12 protein-coding genes are annotated in these 20236 nt (G+C 68.0%); 1 reads left to right on the top strand and 11 read right to left on the bottom strand.

Annotated elements, in window-relative coordinates; genetic code table 11:
• Positions 1-53: 53 nt before the first annotated feature.
• Genes VG561_RS00505 through VG561_RS00490 form a run of 4 tightly spaced genes read right to left on the bottom strand, consistent with a single transcriptional unit; the run spans position 54 to position 8651 of the window.
• On the bottom strand, positions 54-2747 hold the full coding sequence (locus VG561_RS00505) for a glycoside hydrolase family 3 C-terminal domain-containing protein (RefSeq protein WP_423179271.1): 2694 nt from the start codon (positions 2745-2747) through the stop codon (positions 54-56).
• The gene (locus VG561_RS00500) at positions 2744-4438 is read right to left on the bottom strand and encodes a glycoside hydrolase family 43 protein (protein ID WP_111205720.1); all 1695 of its coding nucleotides are present in this window, start codon (positions 4436-4438) and stop codon (positions 2744-2746) included. Before VG561_RS00500 ends, VG561_RS00505 begins: the two co-directional genes overlap by 4 nt.
• Positions 4439-4491: 53 nt before the next feature.
• On the bottom strand, positions 4492-6480 hold the full coding sequence (locus tag VG561_RS00495) for a sialate O-acetylesterase (RefSeq protein ID WP_423179270.1): 1989 nt from the start codon (positions 6478-6480) through the stop codon (positions 4492-4494).
• The gene (locus tag VG561_RS00490) at positions 6477-8651 is read right to left on the bottom strand and encodes an alpha-glucuronidase family glycosyl hydrolase (protein ID WP_423179269.1); all 2175 of its coding nucleotides are present in this window, start codon (positions 8649-8651) and stop codon (positions 6477-6479) included. Before VG561_RS00490 ends, VG561_RS00495 begins: the two co-directional genes overlap by 4 nt.
• A gap of 92 nt (positions 8652-8743) precedes the next feature.
• On the opposite strand from VG561_RS00490, the gene VG561_RS00485 reads away from it, so the two are divergent.
• Positions 8744-9802: a LacI family DNA-binding transcriptional regulator gene (locus VG561_RS00485; RefSeq protein ID WP_014647205.1), complete on the top strand. Its 1059-nt coding sequence runs from the start codon at positions 8744-8746 to the stop codon at positions 9800-9802.
• A gap of 67 nt (positions 9803-9869) precedes the next feature.
• On the opposite strand, the gene VG561_RS00480 is transcribed toward VG561_RS00485, so the two are convergent.
• From VG561_RS00480 to VG561_RS00450, 7 genes are all read right to left on the bottom strand, one after another.
• On the bottom strand, positions 9870-12428 hold the full coding sequence (locus tag VG561_RS00480; RefSeq protein WP_423179268.1) for a glycoside hydrolase family 3 protein: 2559 nt from the start codon (positions 12426-12428) through the stop codon (positions 9870-9872).
• A complete protein-coding gene (locus VG561_RS00475) occupies positions 12425-13834 on the bottom strand; it encodes a sugar porter family MFS transporter (RefSeq protein WP_423179267.1) in 1410 nt (469 codons plus the stop codon). Before VG561_RS00475 ends, VG561_RS00480 begins: the two co-directional genes overlap by 4 nt.
• A 31-nt stretch (positions 13835-13865) precedes the next feature.
• On the bottom strand, positions 13866-15200 hold the full coding sequence (gene xylA, locus VG561_RS00470) for a xylose isomerase (RefSeq protein ID WP_423179266.1): 1335 nt from the start codon (positions 15198-15200) through the stop codon (positions 13866-13868).
• A gap of 43 nt (positions 15201-15243) precedes the next feature.
• Complete coding sequence (gene xylB / locus VG561_RS00465; RefSeq protein ID WP_423179265.1) at positions 15244-16737, bottom strand: xylulokinase; 1494 nt, start codon at positions 16735-16737, stop codon at positions 15244-15246.
• Between the two features lie 163 nt (positions 16738-16900).
• Positions 16901-18433, bottom strand: a complete 1533-nt coding sequence (locus VG561_RS00460) for a tryptophan halogenase family protein (RefSeq protein ID WP_227863755.1) — start codon at positions 18431-18433, stop codon at positions 16901-16903.
• Positions 18434-18444: 11 nt separating this feature from the next.
• Entirely contained in the window at positions 18445-19467 is a 1023-nt protein-coding gene (locus VG561_RS00455) for a cupin-like domain-containing protein (RefSeq protein WP_423179264.1), read from the bottom strand.
• 3 nt (positions 19468-19470) lie between these two features.
• Entirely contained in the window at positions 19471-20229 is a 759-nt protein-coding gene (locus tag VG561_RS00450; protein ID WP_423179263.1) for a SapC family protein, read from the bottom strand.
• Positions 20230-20236: the final 7 nt, after the last annotated feature.

The following is a 20236-nucleotide window of genomic DNA, read 5'->3' as shown; positions in this document are numbered from 1 at the left end:
GACGTCCTGGAAAAGGGATCTGGGCGGAGGGAAATCGATGCCGGCGAGAGCGATCAGTCATGCGCGGACACCACCGTGAACCTGCCCTGCGCGCGTGCATCGGCACTGGACGCCCCCACCCTGACCTCGTAGGCACCGGGCCGCACCTCATACGCGGCGCGCGCTTCGTCATAGTGGCGCAGGGCCTGCGCTGCCTCCAGGGTGAACGTCACCGTGCGGCGTTCGCCCGGGGCCAGATGGATCCGCTGGAAGCCACGCAGCTCCTGCACGGCATCGCCGCTGCCAGCGTGCTCGCGCCGCACGTACAGCTGCACCACTTCGTCACCGCTGCGCGTGCCTGCGTTGGTCACATCGACCGCCACGCCCAGGCGGCCATCGGCCCGGAGCCTGGCTGCATCGAGGCGGAGCGTTCCATAGTCGAACCGCGTATACGACAGGCCGTGACCGAACGGATAAAGCGGCGTGCCGCGGAAGTAGCGATAGGTGCGGCCCTCCATGGCGTAGTCGTCGAATGCCGGCAACGCTTCGCCGGCCTTGTAGAACGTCACTGGCAACCGGCCGGCGGGATTGACGTCGCCGAACAGCGCCTGGCCGACGGCGGTGCCGCCGCGCTGCCCGGGGTACCAGCTCATCAGGATCGCCGGCAGATGCGCCTGCGCCCAGTCCACGGCAATGGCCGAGCCGCCGGTGAGCACCATCACCACCGGCTTGCCGGTAGCGTGCAGGGCCTCCAGCAGGGTGCGCTGCGGCGCGGGCAACCGCAGGTCGGTACGGTCGCCACCGGCAAAGCCTGGATAGTTGACCGTCATTTCCTCGCCTTCGACATCGCCGGTAAGGCCACCGACGAACACCACCACATCGGCTTCGCGTGCGGCATCGAGCGCTTCATCGAACGGCGCCTTGGCGCCGGGCATGCGCCAGCCCAGGCGCACGCCGGCATCGCGCTCGTCGTCGTAGTACTCCAGCGTCAGCGCATAGGCACGCCCGGCCTGCAGCTCCAGTTCGATGCCCTCGGCATGCAGGCGATCTGTGTTCACCCAGTGATCGATCACGCGCTTCCCGTCCAGGTACAGGCGGTAGCCATCATCGCCGGCCACCTCCAGCCGGTAGCGGCCGGACACGGGTGGCAGCAGTTGGCCGCTCCAGCGGATGCTGAAGCGGTCGTTCGGGATCCCCTGCCCCGGTGCCGCTTCGCCGCGTGCCAGCAGGTTGTCGGTCGGCGAGCCGCGGTCCCAGCGGAAGCCGATCTGCGCGTCGGTACGCACCAGGGCCGGCGTACCGGACAGGTCGGGCGTGCGGAAGTACTCGCCACGCAGGCCACGCTCGGGCGAGTCCGCCGAAGGCCGCAGGAAGGTCGGCTCGATCAACGGCGTGGCACCGGGATCGTCGCGGCCCTCCACCAGGTCCACGCCGCGGGCATAGCGAACCTCGACGCCCTTGGCCGCCTCGCGTATGCCCTGCAGGATCGTGACCGGCGCGGCCGGTGTGCCGAAGTAGTTGCCGAGCAGTGCCATGGTGTCGTCGGCAGTGGGTCCGACCACGGCAATGCGCTTGATGTCGCGTGACAGCGGCAGGATGCCGTCGTTCTTCAGCAGCACCAGCGACGCCTGCGCGGCCTTGAGCGCCAGCGCATCATGGGCCGGGGCCTGGTTCACCGAGGCCGGAATGCGCGCCCAGCGCACCCGCTCCGGCGGGTCGAACATGCCCAGGCGCATCCGTGCGGTGAACAGACGGGTCACCGCATCGTCGATCTCCGCTTCGCTGATCAAACCTTGACGCACGGCCGACGGAAGCGTGGCGTACTCCTGGCCGCATTCCAGCTCGGTGCCATTCCTGACCGCCAGCGCCGCAGCGGCTTCGCGCGTGGTCACGATATGGTGGTGCTTCCAGATGTCGACGATGGCCCAGCAGTCCGAGACCACGTAGCCCTTGAAGCCCCAGTCGCGTCGCAGCACATCGCGCAGCAGGAAACGGCTGGCACTGGCGGACTCGCCGTACACGCGGTTGTAGGCGCCCATCACAGCATCGACGTCGCCCTCCTTGACCAGCGCCTCGAATGCCGGCAGGTAGGTGTCATACAGGTCGCGCCGGCTGGGCCGTGCATCGAAGTGATGGCGGTCGGCCTCCGGCCCGCTGTGCACGGCCAGATGCTTGGCGGTGGCGTCCAGCTTGCGGTAGACGGGGTCGTCGCCCTGCAGGCCACGTACGAAGGCCACGCCCATGCGCGCGGTGAGGTACGGGTCCTCGCCATAGGTTTCCTGTCCGCGGCCCCAGCGCGGGTCGCGGAAGACGTTGACGTTCGGCGACCAGAAGGTCAGCCCCTGGTAACGGCCGTGCGCGCCTTCGCGGAGGAACTGGTGGTGCTTTGCGCGGGCCTCATCGCTGATCGTCGTGGCCACCTGCCCCATCAACGGCACATCGAAGGTCGCGGCCAGGCCGATCGCCTGCGGAAAGACCGTGGCCTGCCCTGCCCGTGCCACGCCATGCAGTCCCTCATTCCACCAGTCGTAGGCGGGCACACCCAGGCGTTCGATTGCCGGCGCGGCGTTCTGCATCTGCGCGGCTTTCTCATCCAGCGTCATCTGCGCGACGAGTGAGGCAGCCCGTTGCTCGAAGCTGGCCGAAACGTCCAGCCAGGGCCGCGGCGCGGCTGCGGATGCGGCCGCCGCGATGCAGGTCAGAACGAACACAGTGAGCCCGCGGCGCAACGTGCGGCGACGGGCGTTGGACGACAGCGACAGCCTCATTTGCTTCTCCCGGTGCGCTCATCGCGCGCGAAGGGACCCAGCAGTGCGCCTACGAAGCCGCCCGCCCGGTCCGTGCTCAGAACGGTGCCATCCACCTTGCCTGCAAGCAGTTGCCAGCCCTGCCCGTCGCCGGTATCGAACGAGAACGCGTAGTCGCCCTCGTTGCCGTCGATCTTCAGGCGCAACGCGTCCGGTGCCCGCACCTCGCGGGTCGCCACGATGCGCGTACTGCCACCGCCATCACGAACTTCCAGGAAGAGCGAAAGTCGCTCGTCCGGAAGGCTGCGAACGCCAAGGAAGTACCAGTACGCCTCGCTCTGGAACGCCGCCAGGCCGGCCGCCACGCCAGGCCCCGGCCGGCTCATCGCGGCGCTCGCCTCGAAGCGCAGGTGCTGCTGGCGTCGGCCAAGGAACGCGGGATTGCGCAGCGTGTCCAGATCCTCGGCAAGCGGGTGCACGGCCAGCATTCCCGGGCGCGTGGCCAGGTCGGCCCAGGCGTGCTTGGGCACCCGCACGCGCAGCCACTGGCGATCGAGCCTCGGTCCATCGAAGTTGTCGCGCTCGACGAAGTTGCCGGTCGAGGGGGCCTGGGATGCCTCGCCCTGCATCCACGACGGCGCCTTGACCACGTAGGGGATGGGCTGGTCGGCCGGCAGGATCCGTGGCCAGCCGTCCTGCCAGCGCACCGGCAGCAGATAGGTCTCGCGCCCGGTGTTGTAGTGCCGCGTCTGATAGTTGCGGCTGGCCAGGAACACCGCCCACCACGAACCGTCCGGGCCTTCGACCAGGTCGGCATGGCCGGCATTGGTGATCGGTAGCGGTCGGTCGTCGGGCAGCTCGCGCTGGGTCAGGATCGGATTGCCCGCGTAGGGGTCATACGGGCCCCACACGGCGCGGCTGCGCAGCACCACCTGGGAGTGCTGCGGCCCGGTGCCGCCTTCGGCATCGGACAGGTAATACCAGCCCTGGCGCTTGTAGATGTGGGGTCCTTCGATCCAGATCGGGTTCTTCGCCGGCTCCACGCCCGCGTCGACCAGCACCCGGCGCGGCCCGACCGGCTTGAAGGCAGCCAGATCGATCTGCTGCATCCAGATGGCGCGGTGCCCGTCGTAGCGCGGCGGGCCGGGCGGTGCATCGTTGTTGACCAGGTACACCTTGCCGTCGTCATCGAAGAACAGTGATGGATCGATGCCATCGATGCCGGGCAGCCAGTGCGGATCGGACCACGGACCGGCCGGGTCGCGCGCGGTGGCAATGAAGTTGCCGCCACTGTCGGTGGCCGTGGTCACCACGTAGAAGACCCCATCGTGGTATTCGATGGTGGGCGCGAAGATGCCGCGCGAGACGCTCAGTCCGTCGAAATCCAGCTGCGTGGCGCGGTCGATCACGTTGCCGATCTGCTTCCAGTGAACCAGGTCGGCACTCTCGAACACCGGAATGCCCGGGAAATAGGTGAAGCTGGAATTGACCAGGTAGAACCGGCCGTTCGCGCTCACGATGCTGGGATCGGCATGGAAGCCGGCCAGCACCGGATTGCGGTAGTGGCCGGCCGGCAGCGGCGTGTCGAAGGCCGCGTCGTTGCCGCGGTATTCGAACCAGTCGAAGTACACCGGCGGTGCGTCCGGCGGCGCGCTGGCCGGGCTGGTTGCGGCCGACAGCAGGAGTGCCGCCGCCAGCAGGTGGCGCGCCATCGACCTCAGGCCGGCCCTGTCGCGGACCGGAGGGGACTGCTTGGACAACGTCATCATCGTCGCGTCTCGGCTTCGGCAATGGGAAGTTCGAACGGGCCTGCCGGTGCCCCGCTGCGGTCGCGTAGCGTGCACACCGGGCCATCGGCCCAGCAATAGCGGACATGCGTTGCGTGCGTCGACAGCGGGCCGCGCAGCAGGATCCGGCGCCCATCCAGTTCGGCGTCGCCGTAGTCGCAGTGGCGGGTATCACCCCTGGTCCCGCACAGTTCAAAACCAATCGGACGCAGCGCGCCGGTCGCGGTGAGCACGCCTTCGACATCCTCGAACGCAATGGCCACGCCAGCGGGCGTCCGCACGGCCGTTACCGCTCGCGGACCCGACGGCGCCACGTCCTGCTTGCCGTACACCACGTGGCGCGCCACGCGCGCCAGGCGGCGCCCGAGCTCCTGCTTGTTCGGCGGATGGATGTCGTAGGCGTCGCCGATGTCGATGGCAATGGCGAGCCCGCTCCGCGCATCCTCGGCGGCGACGCGCCGCTGCGCCTCACGCACCTGCGCCCAACCGCTGGCGGCGGGCACAACCGGCGGCTGGCCGTAGCCGGCCAGCTGCACCAGCAGCAGTGGCGTGCGCGCACCGAACTGCCGCCGCCAGTCCTCGCGCAGCGCACGCAACCGCATCGCATACGCCGCACCATCGCTGGTGTTCGATTCACCTTGATACCAGAGCATGCCGCGCAGCCCGAAGCCCCCGAGCGGTGCGATCATCCCGTTGTACAGCGTCGACAGCCCGGTGGCGGCCTGCCATGGCGCGAAAGGCGGCGCCTGCTGGCCCGCCGCCACCCGGTATTTCCAGAGGCCCTGCAGTGCCACGCGCTCGCCGTTGTCGAACTGCAGGCCGTATGCCGTTGAGGGGCCGGCCAGGCCGCCTTCGCCGTAGGTGTCCAGCACGTTGACCGCAATGCTGTTGGATCCCGCCTTCAACAGGCCACTCGGCAACGGATAGCGCCTCTGGCCGGCGCCGTACTGGCTGCCGACGGCGACCCCGTTCACCCAGGTCACGTCCACCTCGTCGGCCGATGCCAGCTCCAGGGTCGCGCCGCGTGCAGCCTGTTCAGCGCTCAGCACCACCTGCGTGCGATACCAGACCATGCCGTTGTAATCGGCAAGCGCGGGCTCGTTCCACCGCTCCCATGCGCCCAGTGTGGCCGGTGCGTGCGACCATGCGCGGTCATCGGTATCCGCGCGCCAAGGTGCGTCGCCCGGCAGCGCCCCTTCGCGCGTCTCCCACCAGTGCTGCCAGTGGCGGCCCCAGGCTGCGCGTGCCTCCAGCGGATCACGGGCAGAGCGCGCGAGAATATCGAGGGCCTCGTCCATGCCACCTTGCCCGCGCAGGGCATCGGTACTGGTCCAGGCCTCGATCCGCGAGCCGCCCCACGCTGCTTGGATCAGCCCCATCGGTACGGTAACCGTGCGCTGCAGTTCGCGGGCGAAATAGAAGCAGGCTGCAGAGAAACCGCGCACCGAATCGGGCGTTGCCCGCGTCCATCCAGGGTCACCCTTGAAGCTCTCCTGCGCCTGCACGGCCGCGTCCTGCGGCACGCTGAACAGCCGGATCCGTGGCAGCGTGGTCGAGGCGATCTCGCTGGCTGCGTTGAGCGAGCGCCAGACCGGCAGCTCCATGTTCGACTGCCCCGCGCACAACCAGACGTCGCCGACCAGAAGATCCCGCGCCGTCTCACGCCGGGTCCCGGCGGTTGCCTCGAGGGTGTACGGGCCGCCTGCGGCGATGGCGGGGAACATGGCCTGCCAGCGGCCTGCCCTATCGGCCTGTGTGGCCACCGCCTGGCCCGCGAAGGTGGCCGATACCGCCTGCCCAGGGCTTGCCTGGCCCCAGACGGTGATCGGCCGGTCGCGCTGCAGGACCGCATGGTCCTGGAACAGCGGGTGCAGCAAACCCGTCGTTTCGCCGGCCGCCACCGGTGCGGCAAGCCACGCCAGCACCATCAACGCCGCCGCGCGCGCGGACCATCCGAACCGGTTCATCGTCCATCTCCGGGTGCGAAAGGAAACTGCAACGCCTGGTAGTACGACAACGGCTGTGGCGGTGGCCGTTCTCCCGCCGGCAGCGGTCGGCCGCTGACTGACTGGAAGTACGCCACACTGGCATCGCGCCACCACTGCGCTTCCTCGCGCTGGATCTGCAGGAACGCCGCCACCTGCTGGTGCCGCTGCGGATCGATCCGATCGCGCAGGCCCGCCCAGGTCGCCTGCATCGACTGCACCTGGCGCACACCCCGCGAATAGCGCCCGACCAGTTCGTCCCACAGCGTCCTGCCCGAGCGCATGCGGCGGTCCCACGGCACGTGATGGAACCACAGCAGCAGCGACTCGGGCACCCGCGCCGGATCGCCATAAACCCCGGCAACCGGCGGGAAGTACTGCCCCACGGCGTTGCTTCCGCTTGCGCTGCGGTCAAAACCGATGCCGTTGCGGTCTGCACGGTGGTAGTAGACCGACGTCCAGTCCGCACGCGGGCCGCCGTCCACCCAGGGGCCGGGACCGTAGTGATGACCGCGTGCCATGAGGTGATGCAACCCGAGCGGCGTCATGTAGCCCACTGCCGCCTCGCGCGAGTCCATCATCATCCGCAGGATCGGGCCGGTCACCTGCGGGTCGGGCGAGAAGGTCAGCGCGGCCCAGTCCTCGGCAATGCCGCGCGCGGACTGCTGCGGATTCCATGCCAGTCGCCCGAACGCGTACCAGTTGGCCTGGTCGAAATGCGAGCCGCTCCAGGTGCGGTCTACGCCAATGTTCGCAACGCCGGCGATGCCGGTCAGTGCATGACCCTCCAACGAGCCGTCGATCACGCGGGCGACCGTGGAGCCCTCGCCACGTGCATGGGTGTCGGCCTGCAGCACTTCTTCGTAAAGCGTTCCCAGGTACACCAGGTGCGTCGCAAAACCCAGGTACTCCTTGGTGATCTGCAGTTCCATCATCAGCGGCGTGCGTGGCATGGCGCCGAACAGCGGATGGAACGGCTCGCGCGGCTGGAAGTCGATGGGACCGTTCTTCACCTGCACGATCACGTTGGGGCGGAAGGCACCGTCCAGCCCGACAAACTCGCTGTACGCCTGCTTGGCGCGATCTTCGGGAACCTGGTGCGAGTACACGAAGGCGCGCCACATCACTACGCCGTTGTAGGGCGCCAGTGCCTCGGCCAGCAGGTTGGCGCCGTCGGCATGGGAACGACCGTAATCCTGCGGGCCGGGTTGCCCCTCCGAGTTCGCCTTGACCAGGAAACCGCCGAAATCCGGAATGCGCGCATGGATCTCATCGACCTTGTCGCGCCACCAGCGCCGCACAGCCGGATCCAGCGGATCAGCCGTTGCCAGGCCGCCAAGCTCGATCGGCGCACTGAAGCGCGCGCTCAGGTAGACCCGGATGCCATAGGGCCGGAACAGGTCGGCCAGCGCGGCGGCCTTGGCCAGATAGGCCGGCGACAGGCTCAGCGCACTGGCATTGACGTTGTTGAGGACGGTGCCGTTGATGCCGAGCGAGGCGTTGGCACGGGCGTAGTCGGTGTAGCGCGGGTCACGCCACTGCGGCAACGTCTGCCAGTCCCACAGCGAGCTGCCTGCATAGCCACGCTCGACGTAACGATCCAGGTTGTCCCAATGGTTGAGCACACGCAGTGCGACCTGCGGCGACTCATGCACATCCAGCGCCTGCAGTGGGGTGCCACGCTGCATCAGCCGCAGCAGATGGAACATGCCATACAGCACGCCGACATCCTGGCGTGCCGCCACAAGCAGCACATCGCGCGTCTCGATCCGGACCCGGCGGATCAGGAAGCCCTCGTCGCCCAACGTGGCGATCTCGTTGCCGTACGCGGCGACGAGTGTCGAGGATTGCGGCGTGCCCAGCACCAGGGCACGCTCGGTACTGATTGCCGTTCGCATTGGCGGCGACGCTCCCAGCAATCCAGGGAGGCTGCGCGCAAGCTCGTCGCGGGTGGCGCGCTGCATTGGCGTGCGATCCGGGGCCACCACTTCGGCCAGTTGCCGCCGGTAATCGGCAGCGACCGTTGCGGCAACCGGCTGGTAGCGCATCCACAGCGCATAGCCATCCTCCGCCCGTGCCCCGCCAACACAGGCCAGCAGCACGAGCAGGGCCCACAGGTGCGTGCCGACAGCGCGCAACAACGGCGTTAACATGCGCCTTTGTAGACTACGTCCGGGCCCGGGGCAGCGCATCATCGTCCTTCGCACCCGCGCGGCAGCGCCACCAAGAACAAAGGGATCGTGCATTGGACAAGCCGAAGAAATCGGTTCGCCGCAGAACCGCAGGCGTGACGATCGACGAGGTTGCGGCCCTTGCCGGCGTTTCGCCGATGACCGTGTCGCGGGTAATCAACCAGGGCAAGGTGCGCGACGTCACCCGCGAGCGCGTGCTGCGCGCCGTGCGTGAGCTGGGCTATACGCCCAATCTTGCCGCCAGTTCGCTGGCCGCTGCACAGCACACGCGCATTGCGCTGATCTACACCAACCCCAGCGGCGCCTACCTGCGCGAACTGCTGGTGGGCCTGCTGCGCGTCGCCTCCAGTTCCGCCATCCAGCTGGTCATCGACTACTGGGACAACCTGGATGCCGAATCCGAACGCAGGGCGGCGCGTGCGCTCGCCGGACGCGTCGACGGGGTGATCCTGCCGCCGCCGCTGTGCGAATCGCAGGCCGCCGTAAGCGAACTGGTCAAGGCTGGCATTCCGGTGGTCGCCATCGCATCGGGTCGCCTGAGCGAGGCCCTGTCCTGCGTCCGCATCGACGATTTCAGTGCGGGTAGGGAAATGACCGATCACCTGCTCCGGCAGGGACACACCCGCATCGGTTTCATCCGTGGGCGCGATGACCTGAGCGCAAGTGCGCTCCGCTACGACGGCTTCGTCACCGCCCTGCGCGAGGCCGGGCTGGCGGTGGAGCCCGGCCTGGTCCAGCACGGTGACTACACCTACCGGTCCGGCCTGGCAGCGGCCGAGAAGCTGCTGTCCCAGCGCCGGCCACCGACCGCGATTTTCGCCAGCAACGACGACATGGGCGCCGCCGCCATCTCCGTGGCGCATCGGCGCGGGCTGGAAGTGCCACGCGACCTGTCGGTGGTGGGTTTCGATGACACCTCGGCCGCCACCACCGTGTGGCCGGAACTGACCACGATCCACCAGCCCATCGCCTCGATGGCCAACGCGGCCATCGACATCCTGCTGCGCACCATCCGCCGGCCTGCGGGGGACGCAACGGTGCTGCGCGAACATGTGATGCCGCATCGGCTGATCGCACGCGGTTCGGTAGCCGCACCGCCCACGCGCCGGTAGCGAAGGCCCCGCCCTCATGCCTGCGCCTGCGCAGTAGGCGGCAGGGTGCCGGTCAGGCCGGCAGCAATCATGCGCCGCATCCAAGGGCGACCTCGGCTTCGTTCAGTGCGCCCAGCGCGACGCGTGACACGGAGATCGTCATCGCATCGGCCGTCACCACCGACCACGGTCGGTCGATCGCGTCCAGCTTTGCACCCGCCTTGGCCAGGCACTTCAGCGGCACGCCAACGCGCTTCCACTGGCCTTGTGGAAGGGCCGCCAGCGACGGCCCGATGGCGATGCGTGCCGAGCAGCCCACGCCGCAACCGACCGACAGCCACGCCTCACCCTCCGGCGCAGCGTCCACGCGCAGCGTGGTCAGCAGCATCAGGTCACCGTTGGATTCGCGCTGCAGGTCCAGCGCCGTGTGCGACTGCAGTGCAGCAACGGCCTCGCCCTTGCCCGACCAGGCCAGGCGTCGCCCATCCTCCTGCGCCAGATGATCCACGCCGGTGATCTTCAGCCGATCATCGGGCAACGCGTCCGGCACGCGGGTCACGGTCAGGCCCTGGCCTGCGGCCTGCTCAAGGCGCAGCGCCATGCCGGGGCCTGCATCACCGCGCGCGAAGAACACGCCGGTCGCGCCCTCGTTGCCGGTCACGCCCGATGCCTCCGGCAGCGCGGCCAGGTCGCCGTTGTCGGCGTAGGTCAGGCCGAAGCCGAACGCAAACAACGGATCGTAGTCCTTCTGGCCGACGTTGTTGGCGTACTGGGTGGCGGTGCGCGGCCAGCTGAAACTGAGCTTGCCCTTGAAATCGTGCTGCACCCGGCCATCGCTTCCGCGCAGCAGTACATCGGCAATGCCGGCGCCTTCCGAGCCCGGCAGCCACGCGGCCACGAAGGCATCGGCGGCATTGATTTCCCGGTTCACCCAGAGCGGCCGCCCGCTCAGGAAGACCGCGACGACCGGTATGCCATCGGCCTTGAGCCGCTTGAGCAGCGCCAGATCCGTTTCGTTGCCGGGCTTGTAGGCCAGCGTCGGCCGGTCTCCCTGGAACTCGGCATAGGGGTCTTCGCCAAACACCACCACCGCCACGTCGGGTTTCACTGCATAGCGACCGTCAACGGCAAGCACGGCTTCACCACCGGCCGCCCTGGCCTGGTGCGCGATGCCCTCATAGATGGAGTCCGCATTGGGGAAGTCCTTGCGGGTGGTGCCGGTGCCCTGCCAGTTGAGCGTCCAGCCCCCGGCCTGCTTGCCGACATCGTTGGCACCGTCGCCGGCCACGAGGATCCGCTGCTTCGGCGACAGCGGCAGGACGCCGTTCTGGTTCTTCAGCAGGACCAGCGATTCGCGCACGGCCTGCCGGGCCACCGCGCGATGTGCCGGCGCGCCGATCAGTGCGAACTGCCCGCCAACGGCCCGCGTGGACGGCCTGCCGGCCTCGAACAGCCCCAGGCGGAACTTGACCCGCAGTATCCGGCGCACCGCATCGTCCAGGCGCTGCGGCGTTATCCGGCCGTCCTTCACCGCAGCCAGCGTCGTCTCGTAGAAGCCTTTCCAGCTGTCCGAGGCCATCGCCATGTCCAGGCCCGCGTTGATCGTGGCCGGGCAGTCCGTGGTGGTGCAGCCCTTGACCTGGCCATGACCATTCCAGTCGCCCACCACGAAGCCACCGAAGTTCATGCGTCCCTTGAGCACATCGGTGAGGTAGTGCCGGTGCCCGTGCATCTTTTCACCGTTGACGCTGTTGAACGATGCCATCGCGGTCTGCGCGCCGGCGGCGATGGCCGGCGGGTATCCGGCGGCGTGGATGCGTACCAGGTCCGGCTCACTGATGCGGGTGTCGCCCTGGTCCTTGCCGTCGGTGGTGCCGCCATCACCGAGAAAGTGCTTCACCGAGGCGATCACATGGCGGCCATCGAGGAACTCCGGTGTTCCCACCCTGCCCTGCAATCCCTCCACCATGGCGCCGGCATAGCTGGCCACCACCTCGGGCGATTCCGAGTAGCCCTCGTAGCTGCGGCCCCAGCGATCATCCTGGGGTACCGCAACGGTCGGCGCGAACGTCCACTCCATGCCGGTGACGCGGGTTTCCAGCGCGGTGATGCCACCGATCTGCCGCAGCAGCTCCGGATTGCGTGTGGCGCCCAGCCCGATGTTGTGCGGGAACAACGTGGCGCCAATGATGTTGCTCTGCCCATGCACGGCATCGATGCCGAACAGCAGCGGGATGGCCTTGCCGCCTTTCGACGTGTCCATGGACGCGTCGTAGAAGGCGTCTGCCAGCGCCAGCCACTCGGCTGGCGACGCATCGTAGCGGCCACCGGGGTCGGAATTGCCACCGGCCAGGATCGAACCAAGGCGGTAGCGCCGCACGTCATCGGGGGTCAGGCTGGCAATGTCGCCCTGCACGAGCTGGCCGACCTTTTCCTCCACCGTCATGCCGGCCATCAGGTCGGTGATCCGCTTCTCCAGAGCAGGATCCGCGGCCAGTGGCCAGGTGACCTGCGGCCACGGGTCGCTGGCGGCTCCCGCAGTGGCGGCGGGCCGGTCCTGGCCGTGGCAGCCCAGCAACGCCAGCGTCAGCACGGCGACCAGCACGCCGCTGCGGGATACGGAGGTCTGCGATGTCATGGCGCTCATCCTTCCATCTGCTCCAGTTCCTTGCCCTTGGTCTCGTGCACATGCCGGACCACGAAAATCACCGAGATGATCGCCGCCACCAGGTAGATGCCATAGGTGGCCGCCAGCCCGGCCGCGGCCAGCAGCATCGGGAACGTCACCGTGACCACGAAGTTGGAGGTCCATTGCGCTGCGCCGGCGACCGCCAGTGCCGAACCGCGGATCTGGTTCGGAAACATCTCGCCCAGCATCACCCACATCACCGGCCCCCACGACAGGTTGAAGAACACGACATAGGCATTGGCCGCCACCAGCGCCAGCGTGCCCATGCGCCCGGGTAGCTGCAGATGCCCGTCGGCCAGTGAACCACTTGCAAACGCGACCACCACCAGTGCAAGCGACAGCGACATCCCGGCCGAGCCGAACCACAGCAGGGGCTTGCGGCCGATCCGGTCGATCAGCAGCACCGTGACCACGCAGGCGCCGATGCTCAGCGCGCCGGACAGCACGTTGATCAGCAGCGCGTCGTTTTCGGAAAAGCCGACCGCCTGCCACAGCACGGCGCCGTAGTAGAACACCACGTTGATGCCGACCAGCTGCTGGAAGCAGGCCAGTCCGACGCCGACCCACACAATCGGGCGGATCCGCCCGGTCGCCAGGCTCTTCAGATCGGACAGGCGCGGGCGATGGTGGTCGTTGGACAGCGAGGCATCGATCTCTTCGAGCGTGGCGCGGGCCTTGTCGTTGCCGAGCAGCCGGGTGAGCACGCGCAGCGCGTCGTCCTTGCGCCGCTTCACCACCAGGTAGCGCGGGCTCTCAGGAATGGTCAGCAACAGCAGCAGGAACACCAGCGATGGCGCGGCCTGCATCCAGAACATCCAGCGCCAGGCAGCCTGCCCGGCCCACAGCGGCTCGGTCGACGCGCCCGCTGCGGCCGCCAGCAGGTAGTTGGACAGGAAGGCAGCGGTGAGCCCGGTGATGATCGCGATCTGCTGCACCGTGGCCAGGCGGCCGCGATAGCGGGCCGGAGCGACCTCGGCAATGTAGGCCGGCGAGATCACGCTCGCCGCGCCTACCGCGAACCCACCCACCACCCGCGCCGCAATGAACCAGCCCGACGAGGCCGCCGCCCCGGCACCGAGTGCCGACAGCAGGAACATCACCGCCGACAGGATCAGCACGTTGCGACGGCCGAGGCGGTCGGCCAGGCGGCCGGCACTGAACGCGCCCACCGCACAGCCCAGCAGCATCGACGCGATCTCGAACCCCTGCATCCATTCACCGGACCGGAACGCCAGGTGCAGGCCGTCCTGGGTGCCGTTGATCACGCCGCTGTCGAAGCCGAACAGAAAACCGCCAATCGTCGCTACCACGCTGATCAGTACGATCAGCCGGGTGTTCTCACCGCTGCCTGCTGCCTGGTTCATTCCCGTCCCCTCGAGTGCACCGTTGCCGCGCTCAGCGCAGCAGGTACTGGTTGAGCAGGTTTTCGTAACGCTCCTGCTTGCCGCTGGCCTGGTGCGGTTCGCCGAGGCGGGCGGCCAGGCCCGCCAGGTCCGGCAGGCTGAGCGTGCCACGCTCGAACTCCTGGCCGGCGCCGCTGTCGAAACTCGCGTAGCGCTCCTTGCGCCATTGCTCCCAGGGCGACTCGGTCAGCAGTGCATGGGCAACCTCCAGCCCGCGTGCGAAGGCGTCCATGCCGCCGATATGGGCAATGAACAGATCCTCAAGGTCGGTCGACTCACGGCGCACTTTGGCATCGAAGTTCAACCCGCCCTCCAGCCCGCCCTGGCGCAGCACGACCAGCATCGCACCCACCGTGTCGTACAGATCGCTGGGGAACTGGTCGGTGTCCCAGCCGTTCTGCGCGTTGCCGCGGTTGGCATCGATGCTGCCGAGCAGGCCATGGTCGGACGCAACCTGCAGGTCGTGCTCGAAGGTGTGCCCGGACAACGTGGCGTGGTTGGCTTCGATGTTGAGCTTGAAGTCCTTGTCCAGCCCATGCTCCTTCAGGAAGCCCACCACCGTGGCACTGTCGAAGTCATACTGGTGCTTCATCGGCTCCATCGGCTTGGGCTCGATCAGGAAGTTGCCCTTCAGGCCGATGCTGCGGCCGTAGTCGCGGGCCATGGTGAGGAAGCGCGCGAAATGTTCGATCTCGCGCTTCATCTGGGTATTGGCCAGCGACGCATAACCTTCGCGTCCGCCCCAGAACACGTAGTGCTCGCCGCCGAGTTCGACCGTGGCCTCCAGCGCGGCCTTGACCTGCACCGCTGCGCGCGCGACCACCGCGAAGTCGGGGTTGGTCGATGCGCCGTTCATGTAACGCGGGTGCGAGAACAGGTTGGCCGTGCCCCACAGCAGCTTGATGCCGGTGGCCTCCTGGCGCGCCTTGGCCAGGGCCACCATATGCGAGAGGTTCTTCTGGTACTGGCCGATGTCGTCGGCATCCGGCGCCAGGTCGATATCGTGGAAGCACCAGTACGGCACGCCCAGCTTGGTGAAGAACTCGAACGCCGCGTCCACCTTCGCTTCGGCCGTGGCCAGTGGCGAGGCTGCCTCCCACGGGAACTGCCGGGTACCCGGGCCGAACGGATCGTGCCCGGCATTGCAGAAGGTGTGCCAGTAGCACACGGCGAAGCGCAGATGCTCCTGCATGGTCTTGCCACCGATGACCCGGTTTGCATCGTAGACCTTGAAGGTAAGCGGATTGTCCGAGCCCTTGCCCTCGAACGGAATGCGGCCGACGCCGGGGAAGTACTCCTTGGCGCCGATGAAGGGCTGCGTGCTCATGGTGCGTGCTCCTGTCGTTGTACGGGGTGTCGTGGAGGAGCCATCAGCCGCGCTGCAGCGGCGTGATGGCATCAAGATGGCTGAGGAAGCGTGCGTAGGCCCGTGCATAGGCAGCGCTGCGATCCGGATCCGGCCGTGCGGACTGCGCGGGATCGACGGTGACGTGGCGCGCGGTGATGTCGCTGATCGAGGCGGCGTCTCCCTGCGCCCGGGCGAGCGCCCACAGCGCCTGCAGTGCCGCACCAAACGCCGCGCCTTCGGCCTGCACCGGGACGTCCACCGGCAGGCCGAACACATCAGCCACCAGCTGACGCCAGGCCGCGCTGTTGCTGCCGCCGCCGGTGAGCACGATGCGATCGAACTGCATGCCCGCGCGGACGAAGGCGTCGTAGCCGTACTTCAGGCTGTAGGTCGCGCCCTCCATGGCGGCGCGGTAGAGGTGCGCCGGGGTGAAATTGGCGATGTCCAGGCCTGCCAGCACGCCCTTGCCGAGCGGCAGGTCGGGGGTACGTTCGCCATTGAGGAACGGCAGCATCACCACCCCCCCTGCGCCCGGCTGCGTCGCGTGGAGGTGCGCATCGCCGTCGCGGGTGCTGAAACCGAAGGCGCTGGCCACGCGTTCGGTGGCCACGGTGCAGTTCATGGTGCAGATCAGCGGCAGCCAGCCCCCCGTGGACGAGCAGAACGCCGCCCACGCGCCGTCCGGATCGATCACCGGCGAGCCGGAATAGGCGAACAGCGTTCCGGAGGTTCCCAGGCTCATCGCCAGCCGCCCTTCCGTGACGCAGCCGGTGCCGATTGCCGCCATCATGTTGTCGCCGCCACCTACGGCAATCTTCACGGCCGCCGGCAGCCCCAACTCGGCCGCTGCCTTCGGCGCGATATCGAACAGGGCATCGGGTGCTGCGATCGGCGGCAGGCAGGCGGCAAGATCACGATCAGGATCGGTGGCGCGCAGCAGTTCCTGCGACCAGGTGCGTGTGCGCACGTCCAGCCAGCCGGTTCCGGACGCATCGCCAAGCTCGCAGAACCGCTGCCCGGTCAACACGAAATTCAGGTAGTCGTGTGGCAGCAGGATGGTCGCCAGCCGCGCATAGGCGTCGGCACGGTGGATCCGGGTCCAGGGCAGCTTGGACGCTGTGTAGCCGGTCAGGATCGGGTTGCCCGCCAGCGCGATGGTCCGTTGGAACCCGCCCACGGCGTCCATGATCTGGATGCATTCGGCCGAGGTGCTGGTGTCGCACCACAGCTTGGCCGGCGCCAGTACCTCGCCAGCATCATCAACCGGCACGAACCCATGCTGCTGCCCCGATACCGCCAGTGCGACGATGCGAGCGCGCAGCGAGGGGTCGATCCTGGCAAAGCAGTCGCGCAGGGCCGACACCCAGTCGGCAGGCGCCTGTTCACGGCTGCCGTCGGCACCGCTGTCCAGCGCGAGCGGCACGCTGGCCGAGGCCACCACCGCCTGCGTCCGCGGGTCATAGACCAGCACCTTCAGGCTCTGCGTCCCTGCATCGATCCCTGCAACCAGACCCATCGAAACCGCCTCCGATCAAAAAAGGTAGCGCTAACATTCCGTGGACTCAAAAAGGGGGCGTGGTGTCCGGCCCCCTCGTTGCCACCGCGCGCGTCATCGCCAGCGGTGTTGCCGCACTGTAACCAGCTGCAGCGGAAAAAGCGTGCTGCAACGCAAAACCCTGTTACGCGCTTGCTGCCGTCGAACGCCACACGTCCACGCCGGACCTGCAGTACTGCGCGATGAACTCCGCCTGCGCCGGCATCTGCGCGGCAGCCTGCTGCACGGGCTGCTGGATGCCCTTCAACAGGGTGCGCAGATCGGCGTCGCTCACGGCCCGCGCCAGCGGGTGGGCGGGACCGGGCGCGATGCCCTGCCCGAGCAGCACGCTGGTCCAGGATTCCACGCGGAAAACCTCGCCGGGGTCCTGCCACGCATGTGCACGCTCGCGCCACGCGCTCAGCCGCTGCTGCAGCGATTCGGGCAAGCGCATTTCGCGACACGCCTTCCACATCGGTTCGGTGCGCTGCGTTGCGTGGTAGTGCAGGATGATGAAGTCGCGCACGTGCTCCATTTCCTGGCGGCTGACATCGTTGTACAGCTTCACCAGCGACGCACTGATGCCGTCGAACGGGAACAGCTGGATCAGGCGCACTACCGCGCTGATCGTCAGATGGATGCTGGTCGACTCCAGCGGTTCGATGAAGCCGCTGGCCAGCCCGAGCGACACCACGTTCCTGTTCCAGGCCTTCAGCCGGCGCCCGCTGCGGAACGGCACCTTCCATGGATCGCGCAAAGGTGGAGCCCCGGCATCGCGCAGCAGCTTCGCTGCGGCCTCGTCATCGGACAGGTGGCGGCTGTCATACACCAGCCCGCAGCCAACGCGGTGCTGCAGCGCGATGTGCCAGCGCCACCCCGCTTCGTGGGCGATCGCCCGGGTATAGGGCACCGGCGGCGCCACCGCTTCGGTCTGCACCGCCACGGCGCGGTCGCACGGCAGCCATTCGTGCCAGTCCTCGTAGCCGGTGCCCAGCGTCTGCTCGATCAGCAGGCCACGGAAGCCGGTGCAGTCGATGAACAGATCGCCCTCGATCACCTGGCCGTCGTCCAGTACCAGCGCCTGCACCGAACCGTCGTGCGCGTGCTGCCTGACCTGGGCGATCCTGCCTTCGATCCGGTGCAGGCCGTGGGCCTCGGCCCTGCGGCGCAGGAACCGCGCATACAGGCTGGCATCGAAATGATACGCATAGCTGGCCTGCGGCTGGGTATGCAGCGAGAAGCGGTCGCCATGCGATGCGATGCTCTCCAGGCTGAAGTCGCCCAGCTCCGAGGGCATGCCGCGGCGCAGGCTGTCCAGCCAGAAGTGATGGAAGGGTGCCGCCCAGGTGCCATGGCCGATGGTGCCGAACGGATGGAAGAAGCGATCCCCCGGCAGGCGCCAGTTCTCGAACGAGATCGACAGCTTGAAGGTGCCGGCCACCGCGCGCAGGAACTCCTGCTCGTCAATCTGCAGGAAGCGATGGAAGGTGCGGATCGGCGGCACGGTGGACTCACCGACGCCGACCGTGCCGATCTGCTCGGACTCGACCAGCGTGATCTGCAGCTGGTCACGGAACTGATGCGCCAGCGCGCAGCCGGCCAGCCATCCCGCTGTACCGCCACCGGCAATGACCACCTTGCGGATGCGCCCTGCAGGCGTGCTCTGGGTATCCAACACGGTGCCCTCTCTCAACGGTTGAGCCTGCCCAGCAGCATCGCGCGCATGCGGCGGGCGCGCTGCTCGTCGAACGGTGCCAGATCCCCGCGCGCCGTGTCAGGCAGGTGTTGCCCGGCGCGCTCGCCGGGGCCGAATACGTAGTAACGGAAGAGCCCTTCCCAGGCCTGCTTCTCACGCGCTGGCAGGTCGCGCACGGACCACATCGCGTGCTGCAGCGCCGCCAGCGGCGACCCCAGCCAGGCCGGTGAGCTTCGCCACCAGTAGTTCACCAGCACGTTGAACGGTTCCAGGCTGCGTACATGGTGCCACCACATGCTGGGAATGAAGATCGCATCGCCGGGCCCAAGTACCGCGCTGCGTGCATGCGCCAGCGCCTCGCGGAAACGTGGATGCCGATCGAAGTCGGGGCGCTCGAAGTCCACCACGCTGACCACCTGTCCGCCCGGCGTGGGATCGAGCGGGCCCGGATACAGGTTGTCGACCTGGGCGGGCGGGAACAGCGTGAACTCGCGCTGCCCCACCGCACAGCAGGCGAGGTTGTCGGGTGTGTCGAAATGGCACGAGGCCGTCACCCGGTTGCCGATCCAGATGCTGGCTGTGGCGTCGATGCCCTGCTTCGCCAGCCCGGCATCGTTGGCCTGCGCGAATGCCGGCAGCAGTGCCCGCGTGATCGGCAGCGAGGCCACGTAATAGGTTGGCGGCCGCGGCGCATGCAGCGTCGCGGCGATCTCTTCCAGCACCTGGGCGAGTACACCACGCCGCACTTCGAAGTTCAGCCGGGTGAAGTCCGCGCTGTAGAACGGGCGGCCCGCGATCTCGGCGCCGCCGAACGAGTACTGGATGGGCGCACCCGCATCGACGCTGCACAGGTACGCCATCGCGTCACGCACGCCACCCAGTCCGGCCCGGACCAGTGGCCAACCGCTGGCGATGCCGCGCAGTACGACCGGCTCACCGGCCTCCACCAGGGCCGCCAATGGCAAGGCAGCAGGATCGATGCCTTCCAGGATCCGTATCGGCAGGCGGGCTTGCACCGGTCAGTTCCTGACCGCCTGCGCGGTGCCGTCCTGGACGCGGAGACGGCGCTGCTTCTCGGCGATCAGGCGGCGCATGTTATGCAGCGACGCAAGCATCAGGTACGCACCTTCCAGGTAACCGGCGCGGTTCAACGCCGCCAGGCGTGAACTGTCCAGCGCCGCCAGTCGCTCGCGGTCGATGCCGTGCAATCCGCTCACGCCCACGCGGTGATGCGGCGCGAGCTGCACATCAAGCGTGACCGGCTGGATGAGGCCACAGTCGTCGAGCATCGTGAACATGCCGGCCGCGAAGGCACTGCCCTCGTGGATGCCGCGCAGCACGCCAGCGATGTGGTCCAGGTAAGGCGTGTTTCCACCCTGCGGCAGGAACACCGGCTCACCGGCGCCGCAGGTGACACGCGGATGGTCCAAGTCGACGTGCATCACCGCGTCCTGGGTGAGCAGGCCGTCCACGTAGTGCTCCTGGAAGCCGATCAGGAACGGCCCTTTTGCGGCCGCGCCGGGCAGGTAGGAGGCATTCCAGCGTCCGTCCTGCAGGTACAGGTTCTCGTGCTGCTCGAAACCCAGCAGGGCCACGGACTGCCACGCCCCGGTCCCGGCCTCCCGGCGCAGGAAGATCGGATACTCGCGCTGCAGTTCGGCGAACTCGCTGGGATAGGCCGGCACCATGCCCACCGCATCGCCGAACTGCGGCCCGAATCCGATGGCGACCTTCAGGTCCCGATGCGCGATGTTGTTGAGCATTTCATAGCGGGCCATCGAGGTA

This window comes from Stenotrophomonas sp. CASM110 (genome assembly GCF_049384345.1).
GTDB classification, from domain to species: domain Bacteria; phylum Pseudomonadota; class Gammaproteobacteria; order Xanthomonadales; family Xanthomonadaceae; genus Stenotrophomonas; species Stenotrophomonas muris.
The sequence above is the reverse complement of the archived record's forward strand: the minus strand, read 5'-3'. Positions and strand labels throughout refer to the sequence as shown.